General features: G+C 29.9%; 15 protein-coding genes and 1 pseudogene. 11 read left to right on the plus strand and 5 right to left on the minus strand.

What is annotated here, in order from left to right:
* Positions 1-12: 12 nt before the first annotated feature.
* Positions 13-300, minus strand: a complete 288-nt coding sequence (locus Q6H37_RS29580; protein ID WP_412523920.1) for a Crp/Fnr family transcriptional regulator — start codon at positions 298-300, stop codon at positions 13-15.
* 46 nt (positions 301-346) lie between these two features.
* Positions 347-694, minus strand: coding sequence for a hypothetical protein (locus tag Q6H37_RS14180; RefSeq protein ID WP_318742665.1), 348 nt, complete (start codon positions 692-694; stop codon positions 347-349).
* Positions 695-1,589: 895 nt separating this feature from the next.
* On the opposite strand from Q6H37_RS14180, the pseudogene Q6H37_RS14185 reads away from it, so the two are divergent.
* The 3 genes and pseudogenes from Q6H37_RS14185 to Q6H37_RS14195 all read left to right on the plus strand — a co-directional run.
* Positions 1,590-2,144 (plus strand): annotated as a pseudogene (locus Q6H37_RS14185) (FGGY family carbohydrate kinase); the annotation flags it as partial.
* Between the two features lie 227 nt (positions 2,145-2,371).
* Positions 2,372-4,087, plus strand: coding sequence for a hydroxylamine reductase (gene hcp, locus Q6H37_RS14190; protein WP_318742667.1), 1,716 nt, complete (start codon positions 2,372-2,374; stop codon positions 4,085-4,087).
* Between the two features lie 389 nt (positions 4,088-4,476).
* Entirely contained in the window at positions 4,477-5,535 is a 1,059-nt protein-coding gene (locus Q6H37_RS14195; RefSeq protein ID WP_318742669.1) for a glycosyl hydrolase family 18 protein, read from the plus strand.
* Between the two features lie 246 nt (positions 5,536-5,781).
* Here the strand turns inward: Q6H37_RS14195 and glmS are convergent, their stop codons facing one another.
* Positions 5,782-7,608, minus strand: coding sequence for a glutamine--fructose-6-phosphate transaminase (isomerizing) (glmS, locus tag Q6H37_RS14200; protein WP_318742671.1), 1,827 nt, complete (start codon positions 7,606-7,608; stop codon positions 5,782-5,784).
* A gap of 678 nt (positions 7,609-8,286) precedes the next feature.
* On the opposite strand from glmS, the gene Q6H37_RS14205 reads away from it, so the two are divergent.
* The 5 genes from Q6H37_RS14205 (at position 8,287) to Q6H37_RS14225 (ending at position 14,552) form a co-directional block, all read left to right on the plus strand.
* Complete coding sequence (locus tag Q6H37_RS14205) at positions 8,287-9,741, plus strand: PTS mannitol transporter subunit IICB (protein ID WP_318743027.1); 1,455 nt, start codon at positions 8,287-8,289, stop codon at positions 9,739-9,741.
* Positions 9,742-9,764: 23 nt separating this feature from the next.
* Positions 9,765-11,822 (plus strand): BglG family transcription antiterminator, encoded by a 2,058-nt coding sequence (locus tag Q6H37_RS14210; protein ID WP_318742673.1) that lies wholly within the window; start codon positions 9,765-9,767, stop codon positions 11,820-11,822.
* A complete protein-coding gene (locus Q6H37_RS14215; RefSeq protein ID WP_318742675.1) occupies positions 11,823-12,263 on the plus strand; it encodes a PTS sugar transporter subunit IIA in 441 nt (146 codons plus the stop codon). It abuts the gene before it with no gap.
* Between the two features lie 27 nt (positions 12,264-12,290).
* Positions 12,291-13,226, plus strand: a complete 936-nt coding sequence (gene pfkB / locus Q6H37_RS14220) for a 1-phosphofructokinase (protein WP_318742678.1) — start codon at positions 12,291-12,293, stop codon at positions 13,224-13,226.
* A 75-nt stretch (positions 13,227-13,301) separates the two neighbouring features.
* Positions 13,302-14,552 carry a zinc-binding dehydrogenase gene (locus Q6H37_RS14225; RefSeq protein ID WP_318742680.1) on the plus strand — a complete coding sequence of 417 codons (1,251 nt, stop codon included), beginning with the start codon at positions 13,302-13,304 and terminating at the stop codon, positions 14,550-14,552.
* Between the two features lie 89 nt (positions 14,553-14,641).
* Here the strand turns inward: Q6H37_RS14225 and Q6H37_RS14230 are convergent.
* Positions 14,642-16,068 (minus strand): IS1182 family transposase gene (locus Q6H37_RS14230; RefSeq protein WP_412523864.1). Its coding sequence is split into 2 segments (ribosomal slippage): positions 14,642-15,480 and positions 15,480-16,068, totalling 1,428 coding nucleotides; the frame shifts between segments, so codons are not numbered across the junction.
* A gap of 408 nt (positions 16,069-16,476) precedes the next feature.
* On the opposite strand from Q6H37_RS14230, the gene Q6H37_RS14235 reads away from it, so the two are divergent.
* From Q6H37_RS14235 to Q6H37_RS14245, 3 genes are all read left to right on the plus strand, one after another.
* Entirely contained in the window at positions 16,477-16,830 is a 354-nt protein-coding gene (locus Q6H37_RS14235; RefSeq protein ID WP_318742682.1) for a hypothetical protein, read from the plus strand.
* A 43-nt stretch (positions 16,831-16,873) separates the two neighbouring features.
* Positions 16,874-17,149 (plus strand): hypothetical protein, encoded by a 276-nt coding sequence (locus Q6H37_RS14240; RefSeq protein ID WP_318742684.1) that lies wholly within the window; start codon positions 16,874-16,876, stop codon positions 17,147-17,149.
* Positions 17,150-17,492: 343 nt separating this feature from the next.
* Positions 17,493-18,368, plus strand: coding sequence for a sulfite exporter TauE/SafE family protein (locus tag Q6H37_RS14245; protein ID WP_318742686.1), 876 nt, complete (start codon positions 17,493-17,495; stop codon positions 18,366-18,368).
* Between the two features lie 9 nt (positions 18,369-18,377).
* On the opposite strand, the gene Q6H37_RS14250 is transcribed toward Q6H37_RS14245, so the two are convergent.
* A complete protein-coding gene (locus Q6H37_RS14250) occupies positions 18,378-19,019 on the minus strand; it encodes a TVP38/TMEM64 family protein (RefSeq protein WP_318742688.1) in 642 nt (213 codons plus the stop codon).
* Positions 19,020-19,220 lie beyond the last annotated feature (201 nt).

Below are 19,220 nucleotides of genomic sequence, written 5' to 3' on the forward strand. Positions count from 1 at the left end.
ATTTATATACATTTAATATATTTTCTTAATTATTGTAATTTTATTACGTTTAGTTTCTAATATTCCATCCTTCTGCATAAGACTCAGTTCATGTGAGAGAGCACTTCTATTAACACAAAGATATTCGGCTAGCTGCTCTCTGTTAAATGGTATAAAAAATGTGTCTGCTTTATTCATTTTTTGCTGTATAGTTAAATATATTAGTATCCTTTCTCTTATGCTTTTACGGGATAATATTTCTATTTTATAATATCTACGGATATTTTCGTGAGCGATAGTTTTTAGTATATTTTTCATCATGCATAAACGAATTTCTTCATTTATTTTTCCTTGCTTTTCTACTATTTCAAATGGAATAAAAAATATAGAAGTGTCCTCTTTTGCATATATGAAATATGGACTTTTCTTTGTATGTGTGCATGCTATAGCATGCTATATCAGCTGCAACCATATAAAGAGGCTTCAAGTGTTCAATAATGCTATGTTCTCCATCTAAAAATAGTTTAGTAACAAATAGGCTACCATGCAAAATAACACCTATGTAATTGACAATGTCATCCTCGCCAAGAATCGTTTCTCCTTTATAGTAGTACTTTATAGTGCCATGAAGGTCATAAAACAAAGAACTTAGTTTTTCTTTACCAACATCGCAGAATAATCTAGATTTTACCAATAATTTTACAATGTCATCCATAACATACCATCCTTATTAGGTTTATTTTACTTATAGTTTTTTTAGTTGAGAGATTAACTTATTTAAAGATTTTATTATCCTTTAAAATATAAAGTTTATAAGTAAATTAGAGTATGACATGAAAACCCTATAATAAAAATTATATTATAGCGTTATATTTTTAGCAATTATGATCTTAAAAAAAGCTTCACAAACATTACCAAAGTAGAACTGATTCAAAATTTGTTTCTAATTAACTTTGGCAGTGAAAATATCTTTGATTGAAAATGCATATTCCAATGTTTCTATATGAAATATTGTATTAGTATTTGTAATTTATGAATAATATGAAACTTTTACTAAGTATGTTGTTCAAACAACATATTTTTTACTTTTTTTATGGTTAAATATAAAATATACTTTTCAATCTTGATATTTGGATGAGCACAGCTTCTTTGGCAATGGGGGGCTGTGCTTTCCTCTTTCTTTAAGTAATATTTATTATTATAATTAATCCATATATTATATTACTGCATAAAACAATAAGTAATAGATTGACCCTATATGTTTTTAAAACATATAGGGCTTCAATTAATCTTATACAGATTATTATAAAAAGCTGTATTTTTTGTTTAGCAGGAATTAAAGCTCTTTTATTAAAAAATTGTGTTGCAAGGCATTGAAATTAAATGTTTAGCGGGTTTAGGAAAAATACTCAAAGTAAAATAATGTAAGCAAGGTTGGTACAAAAAAATACAATTTGTAGCACAAAAGTAGAAATTGAAAAGTTATTAAATTTTCAATATTGAACAAAAATGTACATAAATATAACAAAATAGTTTGATAAGGTTTTCAAAAATATATTGTATTATTAATAGTAGTTAAAGGGTTTTTAAAGAAATGACAAGTTAAAATAATTCCAGTATATAATGCCATAGTTTGGCAGTGTAGAAGAACATCAGAAATTTGTAATGAATTAAGAAAAAATGTAATTGATAAAATAATAAGAGAAAAAACGGAATTAATGTTAGATACTTATTTTTCGGCTACAAAGATTAAATGGATTTTAGATAGTATACCAGGTGCTAGGGAGGAAGCTGAAAGAGGAAATTTACTATTTGGAAATGTAGATACATGGATAATTTGGAATTTGACTAAGGGAAAAGTTCATATAACCGATTATACTAATGCTTCTAGAACTATGCTTTATAATATATATGATTTGACATGGGATGAGGAATTGCTACAAGTGATGAATATTCCTAAATCTATGCTTCCAGAAGTTAAGCCATCTAGCTATATATATGGAGAAACGGATAAAATTCTATTTGGTGAACCTATTCCAATATGTGGGGATGCAGGAGATCAGCAAGCAGCACTATTCGGACAAGTTTGTTTTCAGGAGGGGAAAGCTAAAAATACTTATGGCACTGGCTGTTTTATATTAATTAATACAGGAGAAAAAGCAGTAAAAAGATCAATGAATTGGTGTAATGATTAAACTTACAAGTAAATTAAATTTTAAGACGGTAAAAACAACCGCCTTTTTTATATTTTTTTAATATCGTAACAATTGTTACAGATTTAATCTGAACATTTTAGTAATATATAAACATAGCAAGGAAATAACACAGAAAATAAAAAATAAATTATATAAATATAAATATAAATTTTAAAATTGAAAGGTGGAATTATTAAATGAGTATGTTTTGTTACCAATGTCAAGAAGCAGCTAATTGTAAAGGCTGTACAATAAAAGGTGTATGTGGAAAGACAGAAGATTTAGCAAAGGCACAAGACTTATTAATATATATAACTAAAGGAATTTCAGTATTCAGTACAAAAGCAAGAAAATTAGGAGTAGACAACAAAGAAGTAAATAAATTTATAGTAGAAAGTTTATTTGCAACTATAACTAATGCAAATTTTGATAGAGATATATTTATAGAGAGAATAAAAAAGGGATTACAATTAAGAGAAGAAGTTAGAGAGCAATATGTAAAAGCTGGTGGGAAACTTACTGGAACAAAGGAAAATACTTCATGGCTTAAAAAAATCTTTGGACTTGGTGGAGCAAAAAATGAAGAAGATCTTAAGCTACCAGAAGCAGCAGTATGGTTTGCTGATAATGTAAATGCTTTTGATGCAAAAGCAGAAAAAGTAGGTGTACTAGCTACTGAGAATGAAGATGTAAGATCATTAAGAGAACTTTTAGTTTATGGATTAAAAGGTATGGCTGCATATATTAAGCATGCTAATAACTTAGGATATGATGATGGAAATCTTCATGGTTTTATGCAAAAAGCATTAGCTGCAACTTTGGATGATAGTATAGCAGTAGATGGATTAATAGCTTTAGTACTTGAAGCAGGCAAATATGGAGTAGATGCTATGGCACTACTTGATAAGGCAAATACTGAATCTTATGGAAATCCAGAAATAACAAAAGTTAATATAGGGGTTGGAAATAAACCTGGAATATTAATAAGTGGACATGACTTGAAGGATATGGAAGAATTATTAAAACAAACAGAAGGTACAGGAATAGATGTATATACTCACAGTGAAATGCTTCCAGCAAATTATTACCCAGCATTTAAGAAATATAAGCATTTTATAGGAAATTATGGAAATGCATGGTGGAAGCAAACTGAAGAATTTGAAAGCTTTAATGGCCCAATTTTAATGACTACAAATTGTATTGTTCCTCCTAAGAATTCATATAAAGATAGAATGTATACTACTGGTGCAACAGGTGTTCCTGGAGTTAAACACATACCAGACGGGAAAAATGGAAATGCAAAAGACTTTTCAGCTATAATTGCACATGCTAAGAAATGTCAGCCACCAAAGGAAATTGAAAAAGGAGAAATAGTTGGTGGATTTGCACACAATCAAGTTTTAGCTTTAGCTGACAAAGTTGTAGAAGCAGTTAAAACAGGAGCTATAAAGAGATTCTTTGTTATGGCAGGGTGTGATGGAAGAGCTAAGAGTAGAAGCTATTATACAGATTTTGCTAAGAAGCTTCCAAAGGACACAGTTATACTTACAGCAGGATGTGCTAAATATAAATATAACAAGCTTGATTTAGGTGATATTGGAGGAATTCCAAGAGTATTAGATGCTGGACAATGTAATGACTCATATTCATTAGCAGTAATAGCACTTAAATTAAAAGAAGTATTTGGACTAGAAGATATTAATGAACTTCCTATATCATATAATATAGCTTGGTATGAACAAAAAGCTGTTATAGTGTTGTTGGCATTACTTCACTTAGGAGTTAAAAATATCCATTTAGGACCAACTTTGCCAGCATTCCTTTCACCAAATGTGGTTAAAGTTTTAGTAGAAAACTTTGGAATAGATGGAATAACAAACGTAGATGATGATATAAAAATGTTTTTAGGATAATATAATTAAATATCATCAGTACCTCCTATATACAAGTTTGGTGATATTAGTTATAAAATAAATTAATTTTGTATTAATGAAAAAGAGTTTATGTGCCGTATTTAAATACCACATAAACTCTTTTTTATATGTATAGACTATAAGATTTTATATTATTTCAAGAGATAATTAACACTATATATGAATTATTCATTTCAATACATTATGTAAAAACGTTGATTTTATGGAGTAAATCTCTAATTGACAAGAAAATGCCAGCATGATAGGATGGACATCTAGTTACAAATAAAGTAGTAGAATCATCACCATACAGAAAATCACTAAGTGTTTATTATTTCTTAGTGATTTTTATTTATATAAATATGTACAAAACTTAGGAGGATAACATTATGGTTAATAAAAAAAGATTATTGCAAATTCTTTTAATAGGGATTTTTATGATTTTTGTTATAACTGCAGCTTTTTCTAAATATAACAAAGAAGAGAATGTAGTAAAGATACCAAAAAATAAAAGTAAAACAGTGCTTGCATTTACAACCTATTACTATCCTGATGATAAATCTTCTTATAATAAAATGATACAAAATGCTGGTTCAATAAGTAGTATAGCTACAAACACTTATACTGTAGATATTAAAGGAAATTTATCTGGTACTGTCCCCAAGCAGCAAATAGAATATGCTAATTCTAATAAAATTGAAACTTTAGCCATGATAACAAATAATTTTAATGGTAATACAGTTAAATCATTACTTGAAAATTCAACTAATAGAAGTTTACTTATAAATAACATTCTAAATACATTAAAGGTAAATAATTATAAAGGAGTAAACATAGATTTTGAAAATGTTTATTATTATGATAGAAATTATTATACAAGCTTTTTAAAGGAGCTATATACACAACTTAATTCTAAAGGTTTTATTGTTACGGCTTCAGTGCCAGCAAAAACTGAGGATAATGTTAAGGCTGCTTGGAGTGGTGCATATGATTATAAGGAAATAGCAAAGTATACAGATCAAGTTATAATAATGACTTATGATGAGCACTCCCCAGATGGAGCGTCCGGACCTGTGGCTTCTATTGGTTGGGTAAAGAATACTATTAAATATGCCACATCACAAATGCCGGCTTCTAAAATAGTTTTAGGAGTGGCAAGTTATGGCTATGATTGGTCTAAAAATGGTGCAAAAGCTTATGGTATTGATGCGGTATCTAAATTAGCTGAATCTTATAATTCAAAGATAGAATGGAGTGATGCTTATAAAAGTCCATTCTTTAAATATAAGGATAAGTTAGGAGTTAATCATATTGTGTGGTTTGAAAATAGTACAAGCCTTTCTTACAAATTGGACATTGTCAATGATAATAATTTATCAGGAATAGCTATTTGGAGACTTGGTCTTGAAAACGCAGATTATTGGTCTGTTATTAAAGCTAAATTATGATTATGTAGATAGGAGTTAAGGTCACAATCAAGAAATATTACTCATAGCTTTGTAATTTAGTACTTTATAAATGAATAGTAGCATGGTGGTAAATTAATTGTTGACACTATTAATATGTTATAATTATTTAATCTAAAATAGGACAGCCTTCTAATCAAGAATACAATATTCTAAATTAGAAGGCTCTTTTAAGTTTTTGTTTTTTATTTATGAGTTAAAGTTAATAGGGTTCAAAGGTAAATTATTCTATTCAACAGTTACGGATTTTGCTAAATTCCTTGGCTTATCAACATCGCAGCCTTTTTGTATAGCCATATAGTAGGCGGTAAGCTGAAGTGGTATGACAGAAATTACTGGTGCTAATATGTCTATGGTTTTTGGCAAATAGAAAACTGAGTCTACTATGTTTTCTATTGATATATTACCTTCAAAGGTAAAGCCAAGAACATTGGCACCTCTTGTTTTTACTTCTTTAATATTGCTTATCATTTTGCTATATAAATCTTCTTGGGTTGCAATAGCAATGATAACAGTTCCATCTTCTATTAAAGCAATAGTACCATGTTTTAATTCTCCACCAGCATAAGCTTCTGAATGAATATATGATACTTCCTTAGTTTTTAGAGAGCCTTCCATTGCAATAGCATAATCAAGACCTCTACCAAGGAAAAACATGTCCTTATGCATATAATTATTTAAAGCAAATTTTTGAAGTACTTCTTTATGCTTTAATACTTCTTCAACTTTTTTAGGAAGAATAACAAGTTCATTTTTTATTTTTTCCAATTCATTTAATGTTAATGTATTTTTAAATTGTGCAAAATAAAGAGAAATTATATACATTAAAATTAATTGAGTAGTATATGCTTTAGTTGAGGCAACAGCTATTTCAAGACCTGCCCAAGTATATATAACGTCGTCAGCTTCTCTTGCAATTGAGCTTCCAACAACATTAGTTATTGCAATAACCCTAGCACCTTTAGATTTAGCTTCTCTTAAAGCTGCTAAAGTGTCTGCAGTTTCGCCAGATTGGCTTAAAGCAAGCATTAGTGTTCGATTATTCATAATTGGATTTCTATATCTGAATTCTGAAGCAATGTCTACTTCTACAGGTATTCTAGCAAGCTTTTCAATAACATACTTTCCTACAACCCCAGCATGATAGGCAGTTCCACAGGCTACTATGTAAATTTTATCAATTCTTTCAATATCTTCTTTTGTCATTTTTATATCGTCAAGAGAAATAGGTTTTCCAGGGATGATTCTAGAGGTCATGGTATCTTTAATTGCCTTTGGTTGTTCATGAATTTCTTTTATCATAAAATGTTCATAGCCAGCTTTTTCAGCAGCATCAGCGTCCCAAGTTACAGTGAAAAGTTCCTTTTTTATTTCTTCACCTTCATGTGAATAAATTTTTACTCCTTGGTTGGTTAATAATACAAATTCCTTGTCATTTAAATAATAAACATCTCTAGTCTGGTTTAAAATAGCAGGAACATCAGAAGCTATAAAGTATTCGTCATGTCCAACGCCAACTATAAGAGGACTATCTTTTCTTACTGCAATTATTTTGTCAGGTTCGCTGCAGGATATGACTCCAAGTGCATAACTTCCTTCCATTTTTGAAACAGCTTTCATAACTGCATCTAATAAGTCACCATCATAAAAATAATTAATTAAATTTGGAATAACTTCTGTATCAGTTTCAGAATAGAATTTGTACCCTTTTGAAGAAAGCCATTCTCTTAAATGAAGATAGTTTTCAATTATTCCATTATGCACAACGCTTATATTACCATTTTCACTGGTGTGTGGATGTGAATTAATGTCAGATGGTTCCCCGTGAGTTGCCCATCTTGTGTGACCAATTCCTATTTTACCTTTAACCTGAGTAAAATTTAACTTTTCTTGAAGATTTGCTAATCTTCCTTTGCATTTAGAAACTTCTATTATCCCTTTATCAATAACTGCTATTCCAGCTGAGTCATAGCCTCTATACTCAAGCTTTGATAGACCTTCAATTAAAATTGATGAAGCTTCTTTTTTTCCAATATAACCAACTATACCACACATAAACATCTTCCTTTCTTTTTACACGTTCTTATAGAAATTTGACTCAAAAAAGGAAAAATAAATTAATAAAGTTATTAGCACCTAATTGATTTGTCCTAAGAATTACTTCATAGTTTTGTCAATTGTTAACGGTAGCACTTAATACCGTAGGGTATCCGCCGAATAATCGATAAACCCTATCCTCGTCAACTTAAGTGAGATTCCAAATCTTCGATTTGGTTAATCGAACTTACTCGGCAACTAAGCCGAGTTTCCATAGAAAACTCCAAATCTTCGATTTGGTTAGTCAAACTTACTCGGCGGTTAAGCCGAGTTTCCATAGAAAATTCCAAATCTTCAGCTTGGTTAGTTGAACTTAAGTTCTGGCGCTCTAATTTAATGTATATACTTTAAATTCACCTCAAATAATATAAATTATTTTATTTGTTCTTAATTGAGTCATGCTTTAATTATATTTTTAAAAAAGCATTTTCGTCAATATACATAGAGATATATATACTTCAAAATTGTCCTGCAGGTAAAATGTCAAAATTGAAGCACTGTATCTTGCAAAATTGTAAATTGCATATTTTAAAATTGTCATAAAATTGCATGGCCAACATTAAAGTTGTGCATATTGAAAAAACGTTTTCTTTGCTTTAAAGTATAGTCATCGAGCAAAATTAAATCGAGGGAGGTATAAAAGCAATGGAATTATCTAATAAAACATCAAAGTCAGTACTAAGTAAAAATAGCAACAGCAAAGCCAAGTTGCAAAAATTTGGTGGATTTCTTTCAGGTATGGTTCTACCTAACATAGGAGCTTTCATAGCATGGGGACTTATAACAGCCATTTTCATTCCAACTGGTTGGATGCCTAATGCAACTTTTGCTAAACTAGTTGGTCCTATGATTACGTATTTGTTACCTATATTGATAGGTTACACAGGTGGTAAACTTGTTTATGGTGTAAGAGGAAGTGTTGTTGGTGCAGTAGCAACGGTGGGAGTTATTATAGGAGCATCCATACCTATGTTCCTTGGAGCAATGATAATGGGTCCACTAGGTGGATATTTGATTAAAAAATTTGATGAAATAGTTGAAGGTAAGATTCCAGCTGGATTTGAAATGCTTATAAACAACTTCTCAGCAGGAATTTTGGGTGGATTACTTACATTACTGGCGTCATCTATAATTGGACCGGTTGTAAATAATGTGTCAGTTGCTATAGGTGGAGCTGCTTTATGGATAACACACAAGGGATTATTACCTCTTATTGCAATATTAGTTGAACCAGGTAAGATATTATTTTTAAATAATGCAATAAATCATGGTGTGTTTTCACCATTAGGTATTGATCAAGTAAAAACTGCCGGAAAATCAATTTTCTTCTTACTTGAATCTAATCCAGGCCCAGGTTTAGGGTTACTATTAGCTTATATGTTTTATGGCAAGGGAAATGCAAAGCAATCGGCATCTGGTGCTGCGATAATTCATTTTCTTGGTGGTATTCATGAAATATATTTTCCATATGTTTTAATGAATCCTATATTAATTCTTGCTGTAATAGGCGGTGGAGCAGCTGCAGACTTAACATTTGTTATCACAAAAGCTGGACTTGTAGCACCTCCTTCACCAGGTAGTATTTTTGCAGAACTTGCAATGTGTCCAAAAGGTGGTTTCTTACCAGTTATAACTGGTATAGCTGTAGGTACAGTAGTATCGTTTTTTATAGCATCGATTATTCTTAAAAGAAGTAATACTGAAGTTGATGATGATTCATTTGATAATGCTAAGAATTTAGTAGCAGATTTGAAAACAGAAAGTAAAGGGCAAAAAGTTCAGAATGTTGAAAAAACAGAAAAAAAACCTGTAGAAATTCCCAACCTTATAGTATTTGCATGTGATGCAGGTATGGGTTCGTCAGCAATGGGAGAATCTATACTTAAGAAAAAAATTAAGGAAGCAGGATTGAATATAGTTGTTAAACACTCTGCTGTTAATGAAATCCCCAAGGAAGCAGAAGTGGTATTTACACAGGAAAGCCTTGCTGCAAGAGCTGTACAGGTTGTACCTAATGCAAAAATTGTTACTATTAAAAATTTCCTAGATAACACAACTTATAGTCAATTTATTGATTCACTAAAAAAATAATAAAATGAATGGCGGTGGAAACTATGATTGACTTAACTGCCAGACAGAAGTTTGTCTTAAATACAATAATAGAGAAAGGTTCCTTAGGTATTAAGGACCTTTCCCAACAAATTGATGTAAGTAGCAGAACCATATCAAGAGATATTGTGGTAATTAACAAATTTTTATCTGATAGAAATGTATATGTAAATGAGAATAAATCAAGTTTATATATAGAAGGTGAAAAGGAAGCTCTGAAAAGTATTCAACAATCCTTAGGAGGCATTCCACTACAGTGGTTGTTATCGCAAGAGCAGAGATTGCTTCTTATAACAGCACAGCTGCTGTTAGCACATGAACCATATAAATCTGCTTATTTTAGTTATCAGTTTAATGTGGTTGAAGGCAGCATAAGTCTTTATATGGATAAAATTGAACAATGGTTAAATATTCGTAATCTTTCGCTTATTAGAAAAAGAGGATATGGAATAGCTGTTGAGGGTTCAGAATGGAATAAAAGAAGTTCATTTATTGAAGTGCTTTATGAATACAAACCCATTGATGAATTACTTGCATTTATATACGGCAGCAAAAAAGATCAGGCTATAAATGCTTTCTTCAAAACTGTCTTTGGAGAAGAACTTATAACAATTTCAAAAAATTTATTGGAATTGCTTGGTGAAGAAATAGTAACAAATAAGGATGACATTGCTTATTTTGGATCCTTTATTCACATTTTGTTATCCTTAAAAAAGACTAAGCTTAATTCTCCTATAGAACTTCCGGATTATCTTATACAAGATATTTTATCATCTAAAGAATTTTACTTTATTCATGAAATAAAAAAGTATTTATTTTCCTTAAATATAAATTTGGCAGATAGTGAGTTATCCTATGTTGCTATTCAGCTTATGGGAAATAAGTACATTTATAAGACCGGTGGGAAATTTAAAGAATTAGACATTCCTATGGAAATTTTGTCTTCTGAAGTTGTTCATGAAGTAGGTAAAAAATTAAATATAAAAATAGAGTGCGATGAACAATTGATTTTAGGATTATCACAACATTTTAATCCAGCTCTTTATAGAATCAATATGGGTATACAGGTTAAAAATCCTTTGGTGGATGAAATCAAAAACTATTATGGCGATTTGTTTAAAGCAGTTGATTATGCTTGTAGATTAGTTTTTTCAAAATATAACGTTACTATGTCTCAAGATGAAATAGGCTATATAACTATGCATATAGGTGCAGCTATAGAAAGAAGCAATGTGCAAAATAATAAACTATCAGTACTTGTAATTTGCCCTAATGGTATTGGTACTGCCAGAATATTATCTAATAAAATTAAGGCAGCAATACCAAATGTAGAATCAGTTACTATATCATCATTTAAAGATTGGCCAGAGGGAAATAGTGACTATGACATAGTTTTATCAACAGTTAATATTGATGGTAAAGCGGATAACCAAAATATAATAACCGTGTCACCTTTTTTACAGAATGAAGATGTAGATAAAATTAATAGCTTCATAAAGAAACGAAACTTGGATAACAGTATATTTAACAATATTACATCTTTACCTGATATTGAAAAAATCAAAGATCCTATAATAATAGATGAATACAACCAGGTTAACAATATACTGAAAAATCTACAACTTGAATTTATTGATACTGATTCCTTCAGCACGTTAGTTATGTCAATAGTGGAAAGTTTGTTTGATAATAAATTGATAAGTAATGAAGAAGAAATTAAGAATTTAATATTTAAACGAGAAGAACTGGGAAGTGTGGTTATTCCAAATTCTCATATAGCATTGCTGCACACCAGATCTGATACTGTAAAAAATCCTTTTGTAGGAGTATATAGATTAAAGCATTCTATACAACTAAAAAGCAGTGGATTTGAAGATGAAAGTGTTGATACCTTTATAGTATTGTTAGCACGAAAGAATGAGTACAGCTATGTCCTTGAGAAAATGGGGAAAATAAGCATTGCTTTAATTGAAGATAAAAATTTTACTGAAATATTAAGACTAGGAGATATTAAAGATCTACGTAATTCTATAATTAAAATATTAAATCAGGAGGAAACTTAAATGGAATTAACAGTTTTAAATGAAAAGAATATTATGTTAAATGTAGCAAAAGAAACAAAAAATGAGGCTATCGAGAGGGTTGGGAGCCTTCTCGTACAAAATGGATATGTAGAAAAAGAATATATAGAAGGAATGAAAAAAAGAGAAGCAGACATAACAACTTATATTGGTAATGGTATAGCAATCCCCCATGGGATGAATCAATATGTTAAGTATATTAAGGAATCAGGTATAGTTATAGCTCAATATCCTAATGGAGTAGACTTTGGTGAAGGGAATACTGCTTACCTTGTTATAGGAATTGCAGGAAAAAATGATGATCATATGACTATACTTTCTAAAATAGCAATTGCATGTCACGATGAAGAAAATGTAAAGAAACTAATAGAGTCAAAAGATAAAAGCAAAATGATAAACATTATTATGAAATGTGATATCTAAAAAAATAGTAATGAATGGAGTGAAATTATGATTATAACAGTTACACTCAATCCTGCTGTTGACAAAACAATAGAAATAGATAATTTTTGTGTAGGTACTGTAAATAGAATTTCATCAGCTAGGCTTGATGCTGGTGGTAAAGGTATAAATGTATCTAAAGTTATACAAAGTTTAGGAGGCAGAAGTAGAGCAGTTGGGATACTTGCTGGAAATAATGGAAGATTTATAAAAGAGTATTTAGATTCTATGGAAATAGAAAATGATTTTGTATTTATAGATGGTGAAACGAGAGTTAATACAAAAGTGGTGGATAGGGTAAAACATACTAACACTGATATAAATGAAAGTGGTCCTCAAGTATCTGATGAAAATCTTGACAAGTTAAGTAATAAGCTTTACAAGGACTTGGGAAAAAGTTCATTGATAGTTTTCTCAGGTAGTGTTCCACAGAACGTTGACAAAAGAATATATAAAACATGGATTGAACAAGCCAAGGATAAAGGAATAAAGACAATTTTGGATGCTGATGGTGAATTGTTTAAACAAGGTATTAAAGCAGGGCCATATCTTGTAAAGCCTAATATTAACGAACTCGAAGCTTTATTTGCACAAAAAATTAATAGTGTAGATGAAACATTAAAATTATCAAGAGGGTTGCTTGACTATGGTATAGAAATTGTAGTGGTTTCCCTTGGAGCTGATGGAGCGCTGTTTGTTAGAAAAAATTCATCAATTCTAGCAAAAGGGATAAAAGTAGAGGTTAAAAGTACAGTTGGTGCTGGTGATTCAATGGTAGCAGCACTTGCACTGGCAATAGATAAGGGATACGACTTTGAAAAAGCTGTAAGACTTTCAGTGGCGTGTGGTACTGCCAGCGTTATGACATCTGGTACACAGGCAGCAGACCTTGATACTATTACCACATTTGAAAATATGGTTGAATTTCAATATATAAATTATTAAGAAAAGTATAGTTTAAAGCAAGTTACAAATAAAGAAATTTAAAAATATTTATCTTAAAATTAGGAGGAATTTATTATGAAAACTAAAGCAGTAAGACTTTATGGCAAGAAGGATTTAAGATTAGAAGAATTTGAATTACCTGAAATAAAAGATGATGAAATATTAGTACAAGTTATTACAGATAGTTTATGTATGTCTTCATATAAAGCAGCCATTCAGGGTGAAGATCACAAGAGAGTACCTAATGATGTAGCTAAGAATCCTGTAATAATAGGACATGAATTTGCAGGTAATATAGTAAAAGTTGGTGCTAAATGGAAAGAGAAATTTAAGGAAGGCGAAAAGTTTGCTATACAGCCAGCTTTAAACTATAAGGGCAGCCAGGCATCACCTGGATATTCATATTCTTACTTTGGAGGAGATACTACTTATACTATAATACCTCAAGAGGTTATGGAATTAGGATGTCTTTTACATTATAATGGTGAATCCTATTATGAGGCATCATTAGCAGAACCAATGTCTTGTATAATAGGAGCATTCCATGCTAACTATCATACAACACCAGGAAAATATGAGTACAGCATGGGAATCAAAGAAGGTGGAAAGATGGCGATTCTTGCAGGGACAGGCCCAATGGGACTTGGCGCTGTAGAATATATACTTAATTGTGATAGAAGACCATCATTATTAGTAGTAACAGACATAGATAATAAAAGAATTGAAAGAGCAAAATCTATATATGAAAATGCAAAGAAAAATGGTATTGAATTAATATTTGCTAATACTAAAGAAATAGAAGATGTTCCTGCATATCTAAAGGAAATTTCTGGTGGTACAGGCTATGATGACGTATATGTTTATGCTCCAGTAGAGCCACTGTTAGAACAAGCGGATAAGATATTAGCTAGAGATGGCTGCTTGAATTTCTTTGCAGGACCAACGGACACAAAGTTCTCGGCAAAATTTAATTTTTACAATGTACACTATTCATCAACTCATATTGTTGGTACAAGCGGTGGAAACACAGATGATATGATTGAATCTCTAAAAATGACTGAGGCAAACTTAATAAATCCTGCAGTTATGGTAACTCATATAGGAGGGCTTAATTCAGTATCAGAAGCCACTTTAGATCTTCCAAAGATACCAGGAGGAAAGAAACTTATATATACCAATATAGATTTAGAACTTACAGCAATAGATGATTTTGAAGAAAAGGGGAAGGAAAATCCTGTTTTTGCAAAATTGGATGAAATAGTAAAGAAGAATAATGGTTTATGGTGTGCAGAAGCAGAGAAGTATTTACTTTCAGAATTAAGTTAATATTAAAAAGAAATGAGGATGATTTTTGATCATCCTCAGATTGTTCAAGAACCCAGCACTTTTAAAAGTGCTGGGTAAAATTATCGATTCTAATTTATGCGGTAGTATTTATAGAAAATATCAACATCTTCAAATATTTGTAAATAGTTGTTTCGTAAAATCAAAAAAATGTGCGATAGCACTCTGGCTATCTTTTTCATATTCTGAACTGCTGCCGTAAGTAGGCATTGTTCAGAAACTTTTTTGATTCCACGCAAACGAGCATAGCGTAGACCATGAAGATTTTTTGAATCTGCAAAGCTACGCTCAATTTTTTCTTTTCGTCTATTATATATACTTTTTCCTTTTTCTGTCTTGGTAAACTTAAAAACTTCTTCTTTATAGTCCTCCCAAACATGGCGTCTAATAGTTCTAAAGCTTGCTTTATCTGAAGTTAAACATTTATCTCTATATTTACAGTTTGTACAATTATCTGAATTACTAACATATTCTTTATAGCCTTGTCTATTGGTTGTTTTATATTTTAATAGGTACTTATTTTCACAAACATAACCATCTAAATCTTTAACATACTGAAATCTATATTTTGTAAATTTGCCTTTAACGTGCGGTCCTAGTCTAAAGCCTAAAACGGCCTTATAACTTTTCTCAGAAAGTTTTTTACAAATTGGATTAGTTGAATAACCAGCATCAGCAACTACATATTTTGTGTGAAAATTAAACTTTTCTATTTGTGTTTTTAATCTATCAATATAAGGATCTACATCATTAATATTTCCTGGAGTTACGTAGACATCAGTTATTATATTGTATTTGCCATCTACTGTTCTATGATCCAAATAGAAGAAACCTTTCGGTTTACCTTCTCTAACCATGTATCCACTTTCAGGATCTGTAGTGCTTACTTTTATTTCTTTAGTTTCAGCTATTTTTTCTTTTTTTTTAAAGGTTTTTTTCCATGTTCTATTCTATCTTTATCAATATCTTTTTCCAGTTGTTCAAGATATCCTTTAGTTGACTGAGTAATTATTTCTTTAGTAAACTTATTTTTATTAGCGTTAGCTTTTAAGTGAGTTGAATCTGTGTATAAAATTTTACCATCTACTAATTTTTTATTTATAGCTTGAAGTACAATATTATCAAATATCTTTTGATATATATTGGTATCTTTAAATCTTGCTATTCTATTTTGACTTATAGTTGAATGACTTGGAATTTTATCTGTAAGATTATATCCCAAAAACCATCTATAAGCTACATTAACTTCAATATCTTTAACAAGCTGACGTTCTGAACGTATACCAAATAGATATCCAATAAAAAGCATTTTAAATAAGACTACTGGATCTACTGATGGCCTACCATTATTGTGACAATATAAATCTTTTATTAGTTCTCTTATAAAAGAAAAATCAATATATTTATCTATTTTTCTAAGGATATGGTTTTTGGGAACTAAATTTTCTATATAAACTAATTCTAATTCATTTTGTTTTTCTGAATTATTTGTAAGCATATATTACCTCCGTAAAAACCCTATCGGGTTAATTTTATCTATATTATATATTCGACATTTATACAGAAAATCCTTTTTGAATCAAAAAAATCCCTATCGGGCAAAAAATTAAAAGAGCTGCTGACAAAATATGTTTATCAACAGCCTGAGGATGATTTTTGATCATCCTCATTTCTTTTATGTTTATAGACTACAAGATTATATATGAATTATTCAGTTCGATACATTATGTAAAAATGTTGAATTTGTGGAGTAAGTCTCTAATTGACAAGAAAATGCCAGCAGGATGGACATCTAGTTACAAATAAAGTAGTATAATCATCACCATACAAAAGATCACTAAGTATTTATTACTCCTTAGTGATTTTTATTTACGCAAATATGTATAAAATTTGGGAGGATAACATTATGGTTAATAAAAAAAGATTATTGCAAATTCTTTTAGTAGGGATTTTTATAATTTTGGTTACAACTACAGCTTTTTTTAAATATAACAAAGAAAAGAATGCGGCAGAGATACCAAAAAATAAAAGTAAAACAGTGCTTGCATTTACAACCTATTACTACCCTGATGATAAATCTTCTTATAATAAAATGATACAAAATGCTGGTTCAATAAGTAGTATAGCTACAAACACTCATACTGTAGATATTAAAGGAAATTTATCTGGTAATGTTCCTAAGCAACAAACAGAATATGCTAATTCTAATAAAATTAAAACTTTAGCAATGATAACAAATAATTTTAATGGTAATAATTAAGATAGAACTCGTGTTAAGATTAATTTATTAAAGGAGTGGTGTAATGAAGGATTTAGAAACAGATTGTAATTTCAAAATAATAATACCTGATGATGTGCAAAATGAAATAGAAGAAAGATTAATTCTTTGTGAGGATGTAAAAAAAACGATCATTAATGCACAAGAAAATAAGGAGAGATTTTTAAACACAGAAAATTCACATTATTTGGCAAGAATGAGAATTGGTAATGTAACCTATTGGGTGGAATATGAACATAAGGATAGAGAATTGCTTGTTCATAATGTTTATACACATAGAATGGAAGTTATAGAGAATTAATTAAAATTTATGACCATAATTAATATATCAAATTAATATTTCTTACTCTCCTTTAAATATTGTAGAATTTTGGCTCTTCATGTCTTTTAACGTTAATAAAACGTTTTTTATCCATCTTTGCACTTATTGTATAGTAATGCTGCAATATCAAAATATAGATAAACTAAAGAAGATGTTAAAAACAGTAGTTTGAAAATTACTAAAAATAAAAAAATAAATAAATTTTATTTAAAAATTCAATTTACTGAATTTACTTTACAATATTCCCTTTAATATTTTACTAAAGTATTGTATAATTATAACAAGGTTAAGTATTATATGTAAATTAAAAGGAGATTTTGCCATGATTATTAAGATTGTTTCAGGAATCCTTATGGCTTTTACCTTGTTTTTTGTATTTGTTTTTTTTCAAGATTACATGAAAACAAAGAAAGAAGGAAGACTTGAGGAAGGCGGCAATTGGTTAGTTTATGGAATAGTAGGTTTAATAGCAAATTTCTTTGATACCTTGGGAATTGGAAGCTTTGCACCTACCACTGCAGTTTACAAATTTTTAAAGCTTGTGGATGACAGAATAATTCCAGGTACTTTGAATGTTGCAAATTGTGTTCCAGTAGTGACAGAAGCACTTATATTCATGACTGTTATTAAAGTGGATATAACTACATTGGTTACAATGATTTTGGCAGCTACTGCAGGATCCTATTTTGGAGCAGGAATAGTATCCAAGCTACCGAAAAAAAAGGTTCAGATTGGCATGGGAATAGCCCTTCTGATTGTTGCATTTGTAATGTTGTCCGGATTGCTAAATATAATGCCTATAGGAGGAACAGCAACATCACTTACAGGAGTTAAACTAATAGTAGGTCTTATAGGTAACTTTATACTAGGAGCTTTAATGTGTATAGGAATAGGAAATTATGCGCCATGTATGGCTTTAGTGTTTGCACTAGGAATGTCTCCTAAGGTAGCTTTTCCTATAATGATGGGTTCGTGTGCATTCCTTGAGCCTGTAGCGGCTATAAAGTTTATTAGAGAAGGAGCTTATCATAGAAAGGTATCTTTGGCTACAAATCTTTTTGGTATTATAGGTGTTCTAATTGCTGCTTACATTGTTAAGGAATTACCGCTTACCATGTTAAAATGGGTGGTAGTGTTCGTAATTGTATTTACATCCATCATTATGTTTAAATCTGCAATGAAAAAGAAGGTTGAATAAACCTTCTTTTTAAGCTAATTTTTCATTTTTTTGTTCCTTACTCCATAAGTAGATAGAATACATGCTTATCAAAACTATAATAGTTGAAATTATTATTGTATTGTTAGATGATGATATAATACTATCTCCAAGAAAGCTATAAAGTATCATCATTGGTATATTAGCAGCTATTATTGTTAAAATGAATTTTCTATAATTTAATCCTGTGGAGCTAGCTAAGAAACAAGCTGCATCTGAAGGAGCTATTGGACATAAAATACCTATAGCTAATATTTTTGTGTTGTTTCTAAGTAATAATTCGTAAAACTTAGGATATTTTTTTGTAAGATAATTCTGAATACCCGAACTAACTAAAATTTTTGAGGTTATGTAAACAATAGTTCCACTTAGTATAACTGAAATAAGAGTAAAAGCAAACCCTTGGGTAGGAGTAAATATCATTCCTCCTAGAATCATAAATACTGCACTAGGAATTAATGCCACTATTCTTAATGAAGATAAAGTAATGAATATTAATGCTTTATAATTGCCGCAGTTGCTAAAGAATTTATTTAAATCATCTAAATTTCCAGTGAATAAATTTAATCTAAATATTTTATATATTAAAGCTGTCCAAATAGCTATTATTAAAAATCTGCTTATTCTTTTCATATTAAAAGCCTCCCATTTGTATTTTTTTATTTAAAACTTTCTAAGTAAAGATTCTTCCTTTAGTATAAAAGAAAATTATTACAGTTCTGTTACGGTACAATGACAATATTTTATATTTTCAAAACTTTATTTAGCTTTACCCAAAAATATAACTTGAGCATAACAAAGAATTTTCTTTAATTGTTAATAAAAATTACCCTG

The organism is Clostridium sp. JS66 (genome assembly GCF_033561535.1).
In the GTDB taxonomy this organism is placed as follows: Bacteria; Bacillota; Clostridia; order Clostridiales; family Clostridiaceae; genus Clostridium_AM; species Clostridium_AM carboxidivorans.